18 protein-coding genes and 1 tRNA gene are annotated in these 17,392 nt (G+C 45.0%); 8 read left to right on the forward strand and 11 right to left on the reverse strand.

What is annotated here, in order from left to right; all coding sequences use genetic code 11:
• Position 1: 1 nt before the first annotated feature.
• The 3 genes from I8U27_RS08250 to I8U27_RS08260 form a co-directional block, all read right to left on the reverse strand.
• A complete protein-coding gene (locus I8U27_RS08250) occupies positions 2–619 on the reverse strand; it encodes a cysteine hydrolase family protein (RefSeq protein WP_181751180.1) in 618 nt (205 codons plus the stop codon).
• Between the two features lie 15 nt (positions 620–634).
• On the reverse strand, positions 635–1,960 hold the full coding sequence (locus I8U27_RS08255) for an MFS transporter (RefSeq protein WP_181751181.1): 1,326 nt from the start codon (positions 1,958–1,960) through the stop codon (positions 635–637).
• Between the two features lie 194 nt (positions 1,961–2,154).
• On the reverse strand, positions 2,155–2,529 hold the full coding sequence (locus tag I8U27_RS08260; RefSeq protein ID WP_258567748.1) for a cyclase family protein: 375 nt from the start codon (positions 2,527–2,529) through the stop codon (positions 2,155–2,157).
• 1,260 nt (positions 2,530–3,789) lie between these two features.
• Here I8U27_RS08260 and I8U27_RS08265 point away from each other — a divergent pair.
• On the forward strand, positions 3,790–3,996 hold the full coding sequence (locus I8U27_RS08265; protein ID WP_181751183.1) for a DUF1657 domain-containing protein: 207 nt from the start codon (positions 3,790–3,792) through the stop codon (positions 3,994–3,996).
• Positions 3,997–4,165: 169 nt separating this feature from the next.
• On the opposite strand, the gene I8U27_RS08270 is transcribed toward I8U27_RS08265, so the two are convergent.
• The 3 genes from I8U27_RS08270 to I8U27_RS08280 all read right to left on the reverse strand — a co-directional run bounded on the left by I8U27_RS08270 (position 4,166) and on the right by I8U27_RS08280 (position 5,348).
• Entirely contained in the window at positions 4,166–4,393 is a 228-nt protein-coding gene (locus tag I8U27_RS08270; protein WP_181751184.1) for a hypothetical protein, read from the reverse strand.
• 322 nt (positions 4,394–4,715) lie between these two features.
• Positions 4,716–4,791: transfer RNA gene (locus I8U27_RS08275), tRNA-Ala, on the reverse strand.
• A 407-nt stretch (positions 4,792–5,198) separates the two neighbouring features.
• Positions 5,199–5,348, reverse strand: coding sequence for a hypothetical protein (locus I8U27_RS08280; RefSeq protein ID WP_181751185.1), 150 nt, complete (start codon positions 5,346–5,348; stop codon positions 5,199–5,201).
• 241 nt (positions 5,349–5,589) lie between these two features.
• On the opposite strand from I8U27_RS08280, the gene I8U27_RS08285 reads away from it, so the two are divergent.
• From I8U27_RS08285 to I8U27_RS08310, 6 genes are all read left to right on the forward strand, one after another.
• Positions 5,590–6,045, forward strand: a complete 456-nt coding sequence (locus tag I8U27_RS08285) for a MarR family winged helix-turn-helix transcriptional regulator (protein ID WP_181751186.1) — start codon at positions 5,590–5,592, stop codon at positions 6,043–6,045.
• Positions 6,046–6,048: 3 nt separating this feature from the next.
• Complete coding sequence (locus I8U27_RS08290) at positions 6,049–6,783, forward strand: HlyD family secretion protein (RefSeq protein ID WP_181751187.1); 735 nt, start codon at positions 6,049–6,051, stop codon at positions 6,781–6,783.
• 34 nt (positions 6,784–6,817) lie between these two features.
• Entirely contained in the window at positions 6,818–7,453 is a 636-nt protein-coding gene (locus tag I8U27_RS08295) for an HlyD family efflux transporter periplasmic adaptor subunit (protein ID WP_181751188.1), read from the forward strand.
• Between the two features lie 15 nt (positions 7,454–7,468).
• Positions 7,469–9,094 carry a DHA2 family efflux MFS transporter permease subunit gene (locus I8U27_RS08300; protein WP_181751189.1) on the forward strand — a complete coding sequence of 542 codons (1,626 nt, stop codon included), beginning with the start codon at positions 7,469–7,471 and terminating at the stop codon, positions 9,092–9,094.
• Between the two features lie 132 nt (positions 9,095–9,226).
• A complete protein-coding gene (locus tag I8U27_RS08305) occupies positions 9,227–9,892 on the forward strand; it encodes a YdcF family protein (RefSeq protein WP_181751190.1) in 666 nt (221 codons plus the stop codon).
• A 107-nt stretch (positions 9,893–9,999) separates the two neighbouring features.
• A complete protein-coding gene (locus tag I8U27_RS08310; protein ID WP_181751191.1) occupies positions 10,000–11,268 on the forward strand; it encodes an MDR family MFS transporter in 1,269 nt (422 codons plus the stop codon).
• A 220-nt stretch (positions 11,269–11,488) separates the two neighbouring features.
• Here the strand turns inward: I8U27_RS08310 and modB are convergent, their stop codons facing one another.
• From modB to I8U27_RS08335, 5 genes are all read right to left on the reverse strand, one after another.
• Positions 11,489–12,154 (reverse strand): molybdate ABC transporter permease subunit, encoded by a 666-nt coding sequence (gene modB / locus I8U27_RS08315; RefSeq protein WP_181751192.1) that lies wholly within the window; start codon positions 12,152–12,154, stop codon positions 11,489–11,491.
• A 15-nt stretch (positions 12,155–12,169) separates the two neighbouring features.
• Positions 12,170–12,955, reverse strand: coding sequence for a molybdate ABC transporter substrate-binding protein (gene modA / locus I8U27_RS08320; protein ID WP_181751193.1), 786 nt, complete (start codon positions 12,953–12,955; stop codon positions 12,170–12,172).
• Positions 12,956–13,138: 183 nt separating this feature from the next.
• The gene (locus I8U27_RS08325; RefSeq protein ID WP_181751194.1) at positions 13,139–13,696 is read right to left on the reverse strand and encodes a thioredoxin family protein; all 558 of its coding nucleotides are present in this window, start codon (positions 13,694–13,696) and stop codon (positions 13,139–13,141) included.
• 280 nt (positions 13,697–13,976) lie between these two features.
• Positions 13,977–15,164, reverse strand: coding sequence for a peptidase C39 family protein (locus tag I8U27_RS08330; protein ID WP_181751195.1), 1,188 nt, complete (start codon positions 15,162–15,164; stop codon positions 13,977–13,979).
• A gap of 135 nt (positions 15,165–15,299) precedes the next feature.
• On the reverse strand, positions 15,300–16,262 hold the full coding sequence (locus I8U27_RS08335; RefSeq protein WP_232345313.1) for a helix-turn-helix transcriptional regulator: 963 nt from the start codon (positions 16,260–16,262) through the stop codon (positions 15,300–15,302).
• 106 nt (positions 16,263–16,368) lie between these two features.
• Here I8U27_RS08335 and I8U27_RS08340 point away from each other — a divergent pair, with 106 nt between their 5' ends.
• Positions 16,369–17,196 carry an SDR family NAD(P)-dependent oxidoreductase gene (locus I8U27_RS08340; protein WP_181751197.1) on the forward strand — a complete coding sequence of 276 codons (828 nt, stop codon included), beginning with the start codon at positions 16,369–16,371 and terminating at the stop codon, positions 17,194–17,196.
• Positions 17,197–17,392: the final 196 nt, after the last annotated feature.

Consider the following 17,392-nt stretch of genomic DNA (forward strand, 5'->3'; position numbering starts at 1 on the left):
ATCACCCCAATTCCTCCAATAATTGCTTTGAGTCCTTTACGCTTCCGTAAGCGCTTTCAATCACCTTTAAAGCAGCCTCATGAAGTTCAGGTCCATCCATGCTGTCCACACAGTTTTTTACGATCACTACCCTGTAATCCAGGCAGCTCGCATATGTGCTTGTTGCTAAAACACAACTATTCGTGTTGACACCTGTGATCAATAATGTTTCTATTTGCAGTGAATCTAGTAAAAACTTTAAATCCGTATGAAGAAAGCAGTTATATCGTTTCTTTGTGTCAACAACATAGTCTCCATCCTCGAAAACGCCTGGCATCAACTCCAGCCCCGCAGAATCCTTCAAATTATGATTCAATATGTTTTTCCTCGAAGCACTGTCATCTGACTGAATATCTTTCCAGTACCGATTATTTAAGATCTCTTCTTGACTTCGATATGCCGTAACGACATGAATAACGGGAATGTTTAATTCACGGATTTGTCTTAGAAACTCTGAGTTTTCCTTCACCACTCGTTCAGATTGCTCTGTGCTTAATGGTAATGTCGCTACTGATGGATCTAAATGTCCCCGATGCAAATCTATTGTTAATACTGCACATTTCCCCAATAATTTGTTCATCATACTCCTCCTTCATCATTCAATCGTAACACCCTTTGTTTCTTTAACAAAGAAAGTGGCGATCAGACCAATCACAAAGACACATGACAGAACAGCAGCTGCATTGCTGATTGAACCGAAAGCGGTTACAAGAAAAGGAATGGTCAAAGGAGCAAAAGCTACAAGATAACGGCTAATATTGAAACAGAATGTGGAACCCGTTCCACGAACATGGGTAGGATAGATCTCCGCGAGCCAGATGGCCAATCCGCTAAACAATCCAAATACAAAGAATCCTAGGAATGGAGTAGCAATCATATAGCCTTCATAGCTATCGACACTGAGAAAAACAATAGGGGCAAAAATCAATGAACCAGCCATTGAAAAAATGAATGTCTTCTTTCTTCCCCACCAGTCGGCCAAAAATCCCCAACTCGCATAGCCGAATACACCACCACCGTTATAAAGCATCGCCACGATACTAACTTTTTGAGCAACTATTTTCGCATCAAGTCCTTGTTCAGATAACATTGTATTTACGATTGTTGGGATCCATCCGCCGATAGCCCAGTTGCCAATAAGGGCAGCAGTTGCTATTACTACGGCTATAAATGTGATTCTGCCATACTCATTTTTAAAGATTTCTTTAAGAGCAAATCCCTTTAAGCTTTTTTCTTCTTCAGTAAGTGCTTTTTTGGTATTTTTTAATTCCTTCCGTCTTTCGTTTACTTTTTTCCATTTCTCAGGTTCTTCAAGATGTTTTCGAATGTATAATATTAATAGTGCCGGTAAGACGCCGACCAAAAATACCGAACGCCATCCAAACCCTGCAGTACTTAAAATGTAATACAAAAGTGCTGAAAGGAAATAACCAACACTATATCCGCTCATCATGATTCCAATTGCCTTTGCCCGGTGTTTAGCTTTCCAAACCTCGGTAATCAGGGCTGCACCGATGGCAAATTCTGGACCAGAACCTAAGCCGGTAAAAAACCGGAAGATTGCTAATTGAGTAATGTCCTGTGCAATCGCGCATAACCCCGTAAATACGGAATACATCAGAATTCCGATTGTCAGGACTTTAACCCTTCCCCAGTAATCAGTAAGCAGTCCAAACAAAATTCCGCCAGTTGCCCATCCAACCAGATAAGTGGTCATTACTATCGATCCGTTCGATGCTATTTGCTGGGTTGTCGCTGTCCCCCCTAAAATTTCGGTAACAGCTGGCTTAAGGACTAAACCAAAAAAACTAGAATCTAAAGCATCCATCATCCACCCTAAAAAGGTTGCCCACAGGACAATATAGGAGTAACGGCTGATTTCATTCTTTTCTTCCAGTCTGAGATCTTTAGATGACTGCACATTCTTCCCCCCCTTGTAAATTAACAATGAAATATCGTTGTCAAATCACCTTTAAACACATATTAATTGTATTGAATATCAATTTTTATATTGGACCGTTAAACAAGAGATGTCTTTTGACATTTTCCTCCTACCGTTCTATTTTCAATCTCATTTGCTGAATTGGCTTAGATCTGCTTCATTTGCGCATGTTATTATTCCCAGAGAGCAAGGGCCCGGACAGGACACCCAGTGCCTCCTACTAATCTTAGGGGTGTCATCAGAAATTGAAAGCGATGAACAGGAATTTTATTCATATTAGCAATTAACTCTGTATGAACAACTAATCTTTCACCATGTCTCGTATGATTTGGGTACGTAATATCTGCAGGATTATCGGTACTGATAGCGTCTGTGCAAACGTTTACAACTCCTTGATCTAAAATCCAATCAGTTGCTTCTCCATCTAACCCCGGATATTCGGTTACAAATACTTCAGGGTCATTCCATTTTTCTGACACACCTGTGTAATACATCAATGTATCACCTGGTTGGATCGTAACCTTTTTATACAAGGAATAAAATTTCATGATTTGAAAGCATATGGGTTGAAAAATCCTATTTATTAGTATAAAATGCTTTATTTTCCATATTTTTTGTAAAAATAAACAAATATATGCCAAAAATTGGATATTATGTGATTGATCACGTTAATTTTGTTTCATAAAATGAAAAATACTTTATATGAAATTTGGAATTGTTATGAGCTGAATAGTAAAATTTCCTGTCAGTTTAGTGGAATTACTATAAAATTGATTTTCATTGTTATGAATAAGGATACAAAGTGGTGGAATCTACAGTGATCATACGAAGAGCTAGTTTTATCCGAAGTTGGCGATTGGACTTTTCATCATGGGACGGAAAAGTCCTTTTGAAAAAATCATACGGAGTTTCCGATCCTTTCTTTGATAGCGTCGAGTCATGGACAAGCACAAGATCTTTCCAAGCCTTCATTTGTTCTTCTCTTTCACGAAAAGCCTGACCATTTTCCCAATCGGAGCTGACACCCAAAATTTAAAAATTAGGGGTACGGACACATAACCATCAAGTTAAGATTTATATCACCAAAAAGAAAAAACACATTCTCGTATGTGACGGAAGTCCATGTCATAGCTTTTTGTAGCCGGATCCTAACTCTTTGCAATGTAGCGATAAGCGTTAATCATAATTTGGATCTGGGTTATCTGGCGAATCTGGATCATCTTCTCCAGTAAAGGATCCTGATCGTACTTACCGTAGCGATATAACCATAAGTCGCTTCTGCTCTGCCAATTGGCTTGTACAACATCTCCACATCGGTACGGGTGTTATAACCATGGTAGGAGGTTTGATCACCTATATCTTTATGGTTAATCAGTGCCAGACGTTTGCTTGCTGAAGATCACCTGTAGGTTGACAACCTTAGCACCTTCGAGTGCTTTCAATACTTCTCTGCTCAGACCCAGGTCGACAAAATCCGTGGTTTTGCCCAAATTCAGTATGCCATGACCACCCATTGGGGAGATCAACTTATATCAAAGGATCAAAAAGTACTGATTCAAAAGCTGATCGCAGCAGTACTCGACAATGGTTAATCTTTGAAAGGACCTGAGAATATAAAAAAACCGTCTGTGGTTTAAATGCAGACGGTTTAGTCATGTTCAGGGTCTTTATCTCTTTATTCGTATCCTACTCAGGACTTTTAGGTTTCCATATTGTAACATCTACTAAATGATCGAGTTCCTGAATACATTTTTATTGATTGTGAAAACTACGTGTTGTAAATATCCCTCACCAAGGAGTAGATTGTCATGACGATAGGTACAAAGATCCAACAAACTGTTGCCAGTGCAGAAAGTGTTGCCGCTAACCTCAAATCCTTTGCACTCGATACGAATGATCAACAAGCGAAACAAATGTATAACCAACTTGCTCAAAACGTTGAGGCCATTATCCAACAACTCAAAAACCGAGAGCAGCAAGTGATGGCAGAAGAACCCCAGTATAAGCAACAATAACAAAAAGGGCCTTTTAAAGTTTCTTCAACATACAAAAAACTCTGTTTCCTCTCAAGGTTACAGCGTTTTTTGTATTCCCTTGGTGGATTCCTCTGTCCTGGAAGTGTTGTTATTTTCAGTAGATCAGCCTAAATCCTGCTTTCGTGTATCCTGCGGTGACCCGTAGAAATTAGGCATTGCGCCCCATTTTTTCCTGTATCATTTTTTCTATTCGTTCAAACCTTTCGTCAATACTTACCATCCTTCGTTGAATTTCTTCTGCTATCCTCATATGCTTTGTGATGATTTGTTCCACGTCTTCAGACTTTCTCCTTTTTGCACCTTGAATAGGGATCTCTTCACCATGGATGGGAATCGCGTATGGCCTGTATGGATAATAAGGATAACCAGAATACATTTTCTCACTTCCCATTTTGTTTTAGTGATTTCCCTCCCCATTATATGAGTTGTATAGGATTCTGGCCGGGATTACTCCGCCTATATTTAGTGGTTTAGGCTTATTTTTTCAAAACGTCACTTTTTATACTCATTGGAAGATGAGACTTTCTCCTTAACAATATCGTTTCTTCAACTTACTTCACTTTTGTAAGTGCTCCTAATGCCTTTTAGCGTAAGGTACTTACTTTAAGTGTGTGATCAAAATGTGATCATTTGGCCTTTTCTGACCCGATTCCATTTCCTTACAAACGCGAAAACCCCCGGAACACCGAGGGTTTGGTTGGTGGAGCATAGCGGGCTCGAACCGCTGACCTCTACACTGCCAGTGTAGCGCTCTCCCAGCTGAGCTAATGCCCCATATCAACAATTTTATTTTCATCAACTGACGGCAAGACTTATTTTAAAACAGTCCAGCGAAAAAGTCAAGCACATATTAATCATCTATTGATCATCTATTTTATATATTTGCGAGGGAGAAAACCCCTTGCTTTAACTATGGGGATGAAAGTGAGCGTCGGACAGGGGAGGGTTGATCCCTCTCGCATGTCCGACATTTTTTTGAAAAATACAGTACAAACACATGTTCCTTTGTTAATATTTACCTAAGTTGCTCTTTGAAAAGTGGATAGCATATCGGGTTGTGCAAGCCAATCGTCTTGCATGTAAAATGCTATGCGTACCTGATTGGCCAGGCTGAAAAGCGAAAACCAAGCAGTAAGTCCGGCCTAAAACGTGGCAACTACATTCTCTTTTAACCGTGGGGCTCACGGGGTTAGCCTGGTAAACTTCTCTTCGATCGAAGGGATTACCCAAGAATCCCCCGCATTCATGCGTGGGGAGTGGTCAAACCTGTATTTCCCAACCATTAAGTGTACCATCCGCTCTCCTTCCCATAGCCAGGGTTCTCCGGGCAACCTCTCCCCCTTTTCCCACTCACATCATCTTTTACAATTGCTCAATTGCAGTAGCGGGTAATAATTCCGTTCTCTTTTCCCGCATATACATAATCCCATGCATAAACTGAACGCGTCACAAAATAGTAAATAAACACCGGACATTTTTTTATTGACATTTCACTTTATGAAATTTATCATATGAATTATTCGCTTAGCGAAACATTTACACTAAGAATATTTTATGGAGTGAAATGATGTGGTGAGCGATGAGCAGATTAATGACCTTGTGTTTGCTTTGTACCGGACGACGAGGGTTTTTTTTGATGCATTTAAAGAGTTGATTAAAACTTACCAGTTAACGATTCCTCAAGTGAGGGTGTTAAGCGTATTAAGAGAGGAAGGGCCTCAGTCATTGGTGGAGGTAAGCAGGCGGCTGGAATCTTCCACCAGTTCATTGAGCGGGATTGTAGATCGTCTGGAACGAATGGGGCTGGTCTGCCGGGAGCGTGACGAAAAGGACCGGCGGGTGGTTCGGATCAGCTTGAGTGAAAAATGCCAGGAACTGATCAAGCATTTTCCCGCCAGGCAGGCTGCGCACTTCCGAAAATATATAGAAAAAATGGATACGGAAGAGGTTATTGATTTAACAGAAAAGCTAAATAAGCTGACACGTATTCTTGAGGAAGAATCCAACCTGGAACAGCAAGGAGAATAGCCGATGAAACGCTTGATGATCAGTGTAATCGCAATGGCTTTTTTAGTGGCGGTCATCGGGGGAGGGGCCTACTACTTCAACCAGCGTTCGCTTTATGTTACGACTGATAATGCCCAGGTTAAAGCGGATATGGTTGCCATCTCTCCGCCAGCCACCGGGAAGCTGAAGGAATGGCCGGTACATACCGGAGATTCTATTGAAAAAAATGAGATTTTGGGAAAAGAAGAGATATTGAATAGCGGACAGGGTAAGATGCTCGCCCCGAATCAGCAAAAGCGTTCCGAAGACAAACTGAAATCCAGCCGGCAAAATGCAAATCGAGCCAAACAGCCGAACATGCCGGTTAGCAACATTACCTCACCGATCTCAGGGGTAATCCTGCGAACCAATGTGGTTCCCGGAGAAGTTGTGGTTCAGGGGCAACCGATTGCCATGGTTGCCGATCTGTCAAAAGCTTATGTTTTGGCCTATATTGACGAGAACCAGATTGCGGATGTCGGGGTCGGGAAAGAGGTAGACGTTGAGCTTGACGCTTATCCGGATCAGGTATTTAGCGGCAAAGTGTCGGAAATCGGGAAAACGGCCGGCGATATTCTTTCGGCAGGCTCTCTTTCCCAGGAGTCTGGGGGTAACAGTACCAAAGAGACAGAACGTGTTCCCGTAAAAATTGCTGTCAGTGATTTTGCCGGAAAAAACATCATTCTCGGGATGAATGCAATTGTAAAAATCCATAAATAGAAATTGGTTATCAGAGAGGAAGAGGAGATCTGTTATGAAGACGGGACGATTTTTATTGTTGAACACGCTTATCTTTATCGTGATCGTCGCACTGGGGATCGGCGGGTATTATTACTACTTTAACCAGTCCAACTACATTGATACGGAAGACGCCAAAGTGGCCGGAGATGTGATACCGGTTTCCGCTGACAGCGCCGGCAAATTAACGGAATGGAAAGGGCAGACCGGTACGGTATTGAAACAGGGTGAGATGGTCGGCAAAGTGGCCGTGGGAACTGAAACCAAGAATATTACAGTCCCGGTCAGCGGCACGATTGTGCAAAGTAAAGTGAATGAAGGACAGATGGTTGCTCCCGGACAACCTTTGGCACAAGTGGTAGATATGGATAAGCTCTATATTCTCGCCAATATTGAGGAAACCGATATTAAAGATGTAAGTGTCGGCCAGGAAGTAGATATTACCGTCGATGCACAATCAGATACGAAAATTAAAGGGAAAGTGACGCAAATGGGTCTGGCGACAAACTCGGTATTTTCTCTTTTGCCTCAACAAAACGCGAGCGGCAACTACACAAAAGTAGTACAACGGATCCCGGTTAAAATTGAAATGGAAAGTTATCCAAATGGCATTGTTCCCGGAATGAACGCCACCATCCGAATCCACAAATAGAAAGGGGGTTTCCCAATGGCTTCTGAGAGTGCAGACAATAAAGGGATTAAACAGCACATTCCTTTATTAACTGTCCTGATGCTGGGGACCTTTCTGGCCGTCTTAAACCAGACGTTGTTAAACGTCGCCATTCCTCCCCTTATCAATGAATTTGACATTACTGCTTCGACAGCTGAATGGCTCTTAACCGGATATATGCTGGTGAATGGGATGTTAATTCCGTTGTCGGCCTATTTAATTGATCGCTTCGGCGTCAGGCTTTTATTCCTTTTGGCAATGTTTTTCTTTACCAGCGGATCACTCATCTGCGGTTTGGCTCCCACTTTCTCTGTTATGCTGGCGGGGCGCCTGATCCAGGCAGTGGGAGCCGGAATCATTATGCCACTGGTGATGACGATTATCTTGTTCGTCTTTCCGCCGGAAGTTCGCGGGAAAGGAATGGGATTATTCGGACTGGGGATGATGTTTGCCCCCGCGATTGGCCCGACTTTATCCGGCTGGGTAATTGAAAATTACAGCTGGCGCCTGCTCTTTGACGGCATCGTTCCGCTGGGAGTCATCGTTCTGGTTGTCGCCTCTTTCCTGCTGCGCGACGTCAAAGAACGCAAAAAACTACCCTTTGATTTTTGGGGCACCTTCACTTCAACCCTCGGTTTCGGCACGTTCCTGTATGGGCTGAACCAGGCCGGATCAGATGGCTGGACAGATCCGGTAGTTCTGGCTTGTCTTGTAACCGGAGTTTTTCTGGTCAGCCTGTTTGTCATTCAACAACTCAACTCCAAACGGCCCATGCTTGACTTTCGTGTCTTCAAATATGACATATTTTCTTTATCCAGCATCATTAATGTCATCGTGACCATCGCCATGTTCTCGGGGATGTTCCTGCTCCCGATCTACTTGCAAAATCTGCGCGGATTTACTCCTTTGGAGGCAGGCTTACTCATGTTGCCGGGGGCGGTCGTGATGGGGATTATGTCTCCGATTTCCGGTTCACTCTTCGATAAGCTGGGTCCGCGCCCGCTGGCGGTGGTTGGTATGCTGATCACCACTGTCACCACGTATGAGTTTACACGTTTATCACTTGATACCAGCTACACATTCATCCTGACCCTGAATATGATCCGGGCCTTCGGGATGTCTCTGCTTATGATGCCGATTATGACTGCCGGGTTAAACCAGTTGCCCCCGGAACTAAACAGCCACGGAACAGCTACCTCAAATACGATGCGGCAAGTGTCGGGTTCCATCGGCATCAGCTTGATGACATCCATATTTACAATGCGCAGCTCTTTTCACCTCGGCAAACTGAGCGAGCAGGCGGACATGATGAACCCTGCCTTCAGCGAAATGTTTCAGTCCGTGACAAACGCATTTGCCAGTGTAACCGGAATGCAATCCGCCCAGGCAAAAGAGATGGTGATCACTATGTTGTACGGACAGGCAAACATGCAATCAGCCGTTTCAGGCATTAATGACACATTTCTCTGGGCCACCGGATTTAGCTTTGCAGGCTTTATCCTCAGTTTCTTCTTGCGTGATGTACGGAAAGACAAACCTAAAGAAACCACTGTGAAAGAGCCGGTACCATCTCCGGTTGCAGAGCCTGGGGCAAAAGAACCCGTTCTGGCGGGAATGAAGTGAAAAGCGATTGGCGGTCCTTGGGGCCGCCTTTTTTTTTATAGGGTGATTTATTTTCCCCATACCCGGATTGGGTTGGTTAAATAGCGGGGATATAATCGGATGAAAGGTATTTTTAAAGTTTTGGAGGCATCTATGAAAGAAATCCCGCGATATCCTAAAACTCCCCGTTTATCCAGGGAACAGGCCGAAGCGTTAACCCAAATTGTCTTTGTGGATCAAAAGGAGTTTCCAGTTCAGTCTTCATATGACCTATTGTTCATATTTGGCGGTTCACATCCGAAATTGTGGGAGGTTTCTGCTCAGGCCTACATTGAAGGAAAATGCCGGCAAATATTAGTGACCGGGGGTTATAAGCCAAATGTAAAGCGGCATTCCAGCTGGAAATACGGGACTACCCCTGAATCTCATGTCATTAAATGGAGGTTAGTGGAAAAAGGAGTGCGGGAAGAGGACATTATCATCGAAGACCGGTCAACCAATTCATTGGAAAATGTATTATATGCAAAAGAAATCTTTGATTTTGGTAAGGTACGGAATCTGCTTTTTGTATGCAAATCATTTGCCTCTGGCAGACAGTATCGAACCTTAAAGAAACACCTTCCTTCTTACATTCAATTTACTCCTCTTACCATCGATATTAAGCTAAACAATACACAAATCACGAGGGGCAATTGGATGAATCATCCGGGCCATCGTTCTCTCGTTTATGGTGAATATCTTCGGATCATTGCTTATGGAAAGAAGGGCGACCTTTGCCCCATTGAACAAATGATCCCAGGACTTGAGGTGGAGTCCTGATCGTTATCCCCCATCAGAAAAGAAAAAATATATTGCCATATACGAATGATTACATTAATATTTACAAAAGAGGCAAATATATGTTCCCATTAGCGAGGCGACATAAGATGAAACAATTGATACAGGATTTAAAGAGAATGGACCGCAATATCTGGATTCGCTTTATTGGAGAAACTTTAAATGGCATTGCGTTTATGATGTTAATGCCGTTTTTTGCTTTGTATTTAAAAGAGAAAGTAGATTCTCTCGTCCAGGTCGGGGTGGTGATGGCAGTTGCTCCTACGGTTGCCGTAGCGGGTTCCGTCATGGGAGGAAGATTAGCCGATACCTGTGGACGTAAGCCGATCATGATCCTGTCTATGCTGGGAAACGGGATCGTGATGCTCGGCTTTCTCTTTTTTGACAGCTTTCCGGCTTACATGATTTTATCCGCAGGCATGGGGTTTTTTAACTCTTTGTTTCACCCTGCCGCCTCGGCGATGGTCACGGATGTGACAGAATCCGAAAATCGTACAGAAGCATTCGGGTTGCTGAGAATGGGCCATAACATCGGGGCAGCCATTGGCCCTCTGATCGGGGCTACCATCGTGGTTTTGTCAAAGGCAGTGATCTTTTTGTCAGCTGCGGCAACCCTGATCATTTACTCACTGATCGTTCTTTTCTTTATCCGGGAAACCTTACCAGCACAAAAACAGCCGGATTCCCAAAAAGATGATTTCTCATCGAGCCTGAAAATCCTGTTGCGAGACAAAGTGCTGGCATTGTTTGTAGTAACCGGCATCGTGATCTCGATGGGCTTCTCACAAACAGAGGGGATGTTACCTCTTCATTTTGACAATGAAATGTCTCATATTTTCGGCAAAAACAACCCTTTTCCGTATTTAATGGCACTAAACGGCGCGTTGGTCGTTTTATTCCAATTCCCGATTTCCAGATGGGCCAACGCGAAACCAATCGGCAAAATGATGCTGTATGGCGCTCTGTTATTTGGAATCGGATTACTGGCAATCGGGTGGTTACCGACACTTTTTGGACACTGGAACACCAATTACATCATTGTCCTGTCCTCTTTGCTGCTTGCCTACACGGTTTATACTCTGGGAGAGATGGTGATGTCCCCGGTGCAAATGACTTTTGTAGCCAATATCGCTCCCGAAAACTTACGGGGCACTTATATGGGTGCTTCCGGTTTGCAGTGGATTATCGGCGGTGCGGCAGGCCCGGTTCTGGGAGGCCTTCTCCTGGAACACTCTTTTGGCAATCTTTTATTCACCCTGCTTGGATTTGGCTGTATTGCAGCCGGAATGATCTATCTGTCTCTCGACCGCCGGGTAAAAGGCAAAAATGCAACCCCAAAAATAAAACGGGCTGGTTAACAGCTTTGCACCACTGAAGACAAGCTTTCAGCAGTTTTTTAGGCCGTTAGTGCCGGCAGCCCGTTTTCGTTTGGGACCATGCCCGGGGTCAGGAGCGTGTAATCCCCCTGCCCCATGCAGTTAGAATACACCTGCATGGACGGGGGCCCTTGCCAGACTATGGGGATGAAAGTGAGAATCGGGTAAGGGGGGCTAGCTGTTAAACGAAAAATACGAAAAATTATTCCCGTTTTTCCCTTTGCCGGTTCACCAGTGATAACATTACAAAGGAAAGAACAGCTGAACATAGCGCCCAGGATAGGGCCAGCCTGTCCTGTCCGGATTCGATGGCTATATACATGGCAGTGGGGACGGTTTGTGTCTCACCCGGAATATTGCCGGCAACAATGAGGGTCGCCCCAAATTCCCCCAGGCTTCGTGTAAACCCAAGAATCACTGCAGTCGCAAAAAATTTTCTCGTCAACGGGAGATAAATGTAGCGGAAGACCTGCCAGGCATTTGCCCCGTCACAGCGGGCAGCGTTTGCTACATCCAAATCGACTGATTCAAATCCGCTTTTCAAAGTCTGATAAGTCAGTGGAAAGGCAACAATGGCCGCGGCCAACACCGCTCCCCAATAACTGAAAATAAACGTGATCTGAAAGGTTTGAACCAGCCATTCCCCCAGCTCCGATTGATTGCCTAACAGGGCGAGGAGAAACAAACCAATCGCCGTCGGAGGCAACACCAGCGGCAACATCAAACAGCTTTCCAGAAACCCCTTCCCCCAAAAGCGATACCTGGCCATCAGCCATCCAAACACCATTCCGGCAAACACCCCAAAGCATGTCGCCAACAGCGATACCTTGATCGAAATAAACACCGGACTCCAAAATGAATCAATCAATTACCGACACCTCTGCTATGTTTGTGGCAAAAACCCATGTTTCTCCAAAATGGATATGGCAGCCTGGGAAAATAAATATTCTTGAAATTGCCTGGCGGTTTGCAGACGAGGGGTACTTTTCACAATCCCCGTCAAATACTGAATCGGCTCATGACTGGAAGAGTCCAAATATTGGGCAATCACAACTTGATTACTTGATATCGCTTCTGTCTGGTAAACAATCCCGGCATCAACGTTATTTGTTTCGACATAGGTAAGCACCTGCCGCACATCCTTTGCCAGTACCAGCTTAGGTTGAATCTTCTGCCACAGGCCAACATGCTTTAAGGACTGGGAAGCATAACGGCCTGCCGGAACGGAATCCGGTTGACCGATAGAGATCCGCTTAATTTCCTTTGTGTTTAATTCCTGAAGAGAATGAATGGGATAAGAACCAGTTTTCGGGTAGATCAGCACAAGCTGATTACCGGCAAAAGGGCGAACAGTTTCCGGCTGAATCAGCCCTTTTCCGGATAATATCTCCATCTCTGATTTACCGGCGGAAATAAATAAATCAACGGGTGCCCCTTTTTCGATCTGGCGCTCTAAGGCACCTGAGGAACCCACATTTAAACGGATATCTACCTGTGGATGACTTTGCTCATATTGTTTGGCGATTTGAGATAAAAGTTCACCCATGCTGGCCGGAACAGAGACGGTAAGCTCAACTTTCGGGGCCGGTGACTCAGAAGACAGCGAACAACCCGGACTGGAAAAGATCAGAAAAAGTGCCATAAAACAATAGATGATCCGTTGCCTCATAGAAACGGAGCATCTCATCCCATGCGATCGCGAATGATAATGCCCCTGCCCACCTTTCAAAAATAAATAATATGATTTAATTTAATCGATCCATCTCCGATCGTCAAACAAAAGCTTACCAAGCGCATAACAAAACCAGCCTGACAAGCTGTGGCTGGTTTATCCGTGATATCGTGTGGCGGGTTATTCTTTCCATTTTATATTACAACCGATACTTGGCTTTTGCGTCACCGTAACCGGTTCATTGCGCAACAAACTGTCAAGCGCGGAGCGGATTGATTCCCCGGTTACCGGAATATCATTCCCCGGGCGGGAATCGTCCAGCTGGCCGCGATAGACACACTCCAAATCGCGGTTAAAGATATAAAAGTCCGGCGTACAGGCTGCCTGATAAGCTTTGGCAACTTCCTGTGTCTCATCAAACAGATAGGGGAAAGGATAACCGAATTCTGCGGCGATCTCTTTCATTTTTTCCGGTGAATCATCGGGATATTTCTCAACATCATTGGAGTTAATGGCAACGATGGAAACTCCTTTAGGCTGATAATCTCTGGCCAATTCCACCAGTTGGGACCGGACATGCTTAACATACGGACAGTGGTTGCAAATAAACATGATAACTGTAGCCACATCAGATTTTACATCGTCTAAAGCAACCTCTTTTCCGGATATCACATCAGGCAGGGCAAAGGAGGGAGCTTTTTTCCCAAGCGGGAACATCACAGACTCAGTCAGTGCCATCATATTTCTTCCTTTCTTTATCAAAGATCGGTGGTATGTAGTTATGGATATGGGGATTAGCTTTTCCTTTTTTCTTTCATCGTAAAAAAGAAGGAACCGTCCTGTCAACTTGTTTCCCTCAAATCCGTCCGATGTAAACCTCTGATTGCCGCATCCACCGAACGTCTTCCATAAAAAAGATCATCCCTTCCCTCTGATGCAGGAAGGGTGATCGAAGTATTTATTCGTTCAGTCCTTTTCCAAAGATCAGACATACGGCCCGGGAAAACAGGTACCGTGTTTACCAGTGTCCATTGCTTGGCGGGGTCGGCCATCCCTTTGGGTAGATGAGATAGGCAGTACCGTTTGAATGATTTAAGAACGCCTCTTCAAAATCCTCCCGTCCATACGTAATCCTAACCTGTGAATCATCTGCACCGGCGGGATCATTGGTGAGTACGTTTCCCTGTTCATCGAAGCCACGGATCACAAGCAGGTGGCCGTTTGAACTGGGGATCGGGCTGCCCGGCAATTCACCGGATTTATAGGCAATGCTGACAATCACCGGAACACCGGCAGCAGTCCAGCGCTCAACCTCCGCCAGGCTGCTCAGACGGACAACTTTCCCTTCAAGACCCATAGAAGCGGCATAGGCAGTATTAAACGGCCAGTTTCCGCCGCCATCATAAACATAATCCCAGACTCCCTTAACCACGGTTGGCACTGTTTGATCCCAGTCTGATCTCCCCATTACGCGGGACCAGTATGCCATCACCATCGAAGTAGAGGTGGGGGAACACCAAACTTCACCCCCATCGGGATAAACCATCTGAGATCGCATCGGCACATCCAGGGCACTGGTTAACCCTGTGCTTGGAACCGTACCAGCCCGGTCAAACCCGCTGGCAAAAGTGATCCCGTAGGCACTCAATACAGGTGTTTGTGCGGGATTGGTTGTGAACAAAGTGATCCGTGCCTGAACCGCCGTCGCCTGTTTCTTCATGACCAGGGTATCCACAGCGACATTCCCGATTTTATCCCCCTGTCCCCGCACCGAATGCCGGCGGAACGGTTCATCATGTTCATGCCAGACGCCCATACTGTACCATTTGCTCCAGGCACCATCCACTAAACCCCGCAGCTCGACTTCCAACCATGTACCTGCCGGAGTGTTTGCCTGCCATGAGGCGATTGCTTCCAGGAATGATTGATTGGTTACCGGTGACGTCCAGCGTCCGTAATAGTAATTTCCCTGATTATAGCGGCCGGTTGAGTCAGTTCCTGATCTCAGGGCTCCGGGATTCAATCGAAGAGCTGAACCGTCAAATAAAGTTCCCGCAAAAGTTCCCCTGCTGAAATTACTCGTTTCCAGATAAGCTTTTCCACTGTCCTTTTTGGCAATCGTGCCGCTTTCAGCCTCAGTCGGCGAAACAAAGATCGAGAAAGAAAAAATCAGTGCCAGCGTCGCACAAAAAAATCGAAGTCGCATGACCCAAACCCCTTTCCTTTTCCTTTTCCCGTTATAGATTCGATACCTGTTGCATGATCCCCTTTATTTTTAACAGTATATTATTATAATTCGGATATTTACAGAGATTGGGCATATTTTTTTAGTGAAAAGTGGCTACTCTTCCGAATACATACCTAATATTTCTTTCGCCAGCCTTTGAACTTTCGTCCGCAATTCTTCCGGTTGCAAAATTTCCATCTGCTTTCCAAAGCCCATGATATAGGCACAAGCTTCTTGCTCAATCTGAAATTGCAGGGAGATTTTCTTCCATCCCTGCCGGTCGTGTTCATCCAGCATTTTTATTTTCGGAAATCTGCCCGGGTAAGGCAATTTGTCTACAATAGCGGGGTCTGCACGGACAACAACGTGATACTGTGGCAACCGCTTAATAAATTGTTGAGATGATTCTTCCCAGTACCGGACTAAATCGAACTGGGGCGGACGCACAAAAGTTTCCCCGCTCAGTTGCGCATCTTTGATTCGCGAAACCCGATAGGTCCGTATTTCATCGTTTACAGAAGCGACCAGATACCAGGTATTTCCCTTCGCTACTAATCCCAGCGGATGGACAAGGCGTTCCCTGGTTTCTCCGTCACTGCGCATATATGTCAGCAATACCTTTTGATTCTGCCATAAGGCTGTTTGCAGTACAGGGAGAAATGGTTTGTTTTCTATAGAGGGATGCCAGCTGGCAGTATCCAGATAGATGCGCTGGCTGATATTTTCAGCGTCCTCCCGCACCTTCTCCGGAAGAAAGGAAAGCAGTTTCATCTGTGCCGTCTTTGCATCTTTATCCATCCCCATCTCCTTGAGCAACTTTTCCGGAAGCGGAAGAAAAAGGACCGGGATTTCACTTTGATTCAAATGAATGATTCTTGTTTGAAAATCGTCCAGCAGTTTCCATCCCCCATGTTTGCCTCTCTCCGCATATACGGGAAATCCCGCTGAACTCAACGCTTCCATATCACGGTGAATCGTTCTGTCCGAGACTTCCAGATGCTTTGCTAGCTCACCTGTTGTCATTTGTTTATGTACCTGTAACAGCAACAAAATAGAAAGAAGCCTGTCTGCCCGCATTTTTCTTCCCCCATTCAAAATCTATTTTATATCGTAAATATGTCTTAATCTGTCATATTTCATAATTATACTGTGGGTGAAAAAAGTCAAATGGGGGGATTGGCAAATGAGACTGAAGGATAAAATTGCCGTTGTAACAGGATCGAGCCGTGGGGCTGGCAGAGGCATTGCCCTCGCCCTGGGTCAAGAAGGGGCTGTCGTTTATGTAACCGGAAGAAGTACCAGAGCCGGAACCAGGACTGAGAACCGCCCGGAAACAATAGAGGAAACAGCGGAACTCGTTACGAGCAGAGGCGGTACAGGAATCCCTGTCCGGGTCGACCATACCGTTGATGAAGAAGTACGGGCCTTATTTGAACGCATCCAAAATGAACAGGGACATCTTGATCTCGTAGTAAATAATGCCTGGGGAGGAAACGAACTTCCCATCGTAAGCGCTCCCTTTTGGGAATTATCCATGGATCACTGGAGAAATATGTTCACTGCGGGAGTGCGTTCTCATATTGTAACTTCCAAATATGCGGCACCTCTGATGATCTCTCAAAAACAGGGGCTTATCATTCATACCTCGTTTTATGACAACGGGAAGTATAACGGGCATTTATTTTACGACCTGGCCAAAAATGCCATGAACCGGTTGGCCTTCAGCATGGCAAAAGATTTAAGATCACACAATGTTGCCGTAATCGCTCTATCACCCGGCTGGATGAGGACCGAACGGGTGATGGAAAGTATGGGTCGCGACGAAAAAGCTCTGCAAATCACAGAATCAACAGAGTACATTGGACGCGCGGTTTGTGCTGTTGCATCAGACCCCCGCCATATGGATCTGTCGGGAACGATCCAGTTAGTCGGGGATCTGGCAAAAAAATATGACTTTACAGATACAGACGGCAGATATATCCCCCCCTTTCGCATCCCGAATGAGGGGTAAACCCTTCACCATTACTTCTGGGGGCGGATAAACAGCTTCCAGTAAACCGCCACACGTCATAAGAGTGTGATTTGACCATTGACCTCTCCACACGGCTGAAGCAGTGGGATTCTGCTTGCGACCACCCAGTGAGGTACGATCGCTGAACGGTAAGCAGTACCAGTGGAACCCCTTTACGCAATTCCTCGGCCCGAGG

Origin of the sequence: Paenactinomyces guangxiensis (assembly GCF_016055185.1) — a bacterium.
Classification (GTDB): Bacteria; Bacillota; Bacilli; order Thermoactinomycetales; family Thermoactinomycetaceae; genus Paenactinomyces; species Paenactinomyces guangxiensis.

Excerpts from the sequence above, each read along its gene's own strand:
- I8U27_RS08250 (WP_181751180.1), bottom strand. The coding sequence starts at position 619 with ATGAACAAATTATTGGGGAAATGTGCAGTATTAACAATAGATTTGCAT.
- I8U27_RS08260 (WP_258567748.1), bottom strand. The coding sequence starts at position 2,529 with ATGAAATTTTATTCCTTGTATAAAAAGGTTACGATCCAACCAGGTGAT.
- I8U27_RS08265 (WP_181751183.1), top strand. The coding sequence starts at position 3,790 with ATGACGATAGGTACAAAGATCCAACAAACTGTTGCCAGTGCAGAAAGT.
- I8U27_RS08270 (WP_181751184.1), bottom strand. The coding sequence starts at position 4,393 with ATGTATTCTGGTTATCCTTATTATCCATACAGGCCATACGCGATTCCC.
- I8U27_RS08290 (WP_181751187.1), top strand. The coding sequence starts at position 6,049 with ATGAAACGCTTGATGATCAGTGTAATCGCAATGGCTTTTTTAGTGGCG.
- I8U27_RS08295 (WP_181751188.1), top strand. The coding sequence starts at position 6,818 with ATGAAGACGGGACGATTTTTATTGTTGAACACGCTTATCTTTATCGTG.
- I8U27_RS08300 (WP_181751189.1), top strand. The coding sequence starts at position 7,469 with ATGGCTTCTGAGAGTGCAGACAATAAAGGGATTAAACAGCACATTCCT.
- I8U27_RS08305 (WP_181751190.1), top strand. The coding sequence starts at position 9,227 with ATGAAAGAAATCCCGCGATATCCTAAAACTCCCCGTTTATCCAGGGAA.
- I8U27_RS08310 (WP_181751191.1), top strand. The coding sequence starts at position 10,000 with ATGAAACAATTGATACAGGATTTAAAGAGAATGGACCGCAATATCTGG.
- modA (WP_181751193.1), bottom strand. The coding sequence starts at position 12,955 with ATGAGGCAACGGATCATCTATTGTTTTATGGCACTTTTTCTGATCTTT.
- I8U27_RS08325 (WP_181751194.1), bottom strand. The coding sequence starts at position 13,696 with ATGGCACTGACTGAGTCTGTGATGTTCCCGCTTGGGAAAAAAGCTCCC.
- I8U27_RS08330 (WP_181751195.1), bottom strand. The coding sequence starts at position 15,164 with ATGCGACTTCGATTTTTTTGTGCGACGCTGGCACTGATTTTTTCTTTC.
- I8U27_RS08335 (WP_232345313.1), bottom strand. The coding sequence starts at position 16,262 with ATGCGGGCAGACAGGCTTCTTTCTATTTTGTTGCTGTTACAGGTACAT.
- I8U27_RS08340 (WP_181751197.1), top strand. The coding sequence starts at position 16,369 with ATGAGACTGAAGGATAAAATTGCCGTTGTAACAGGATCGAGCCGTGGG.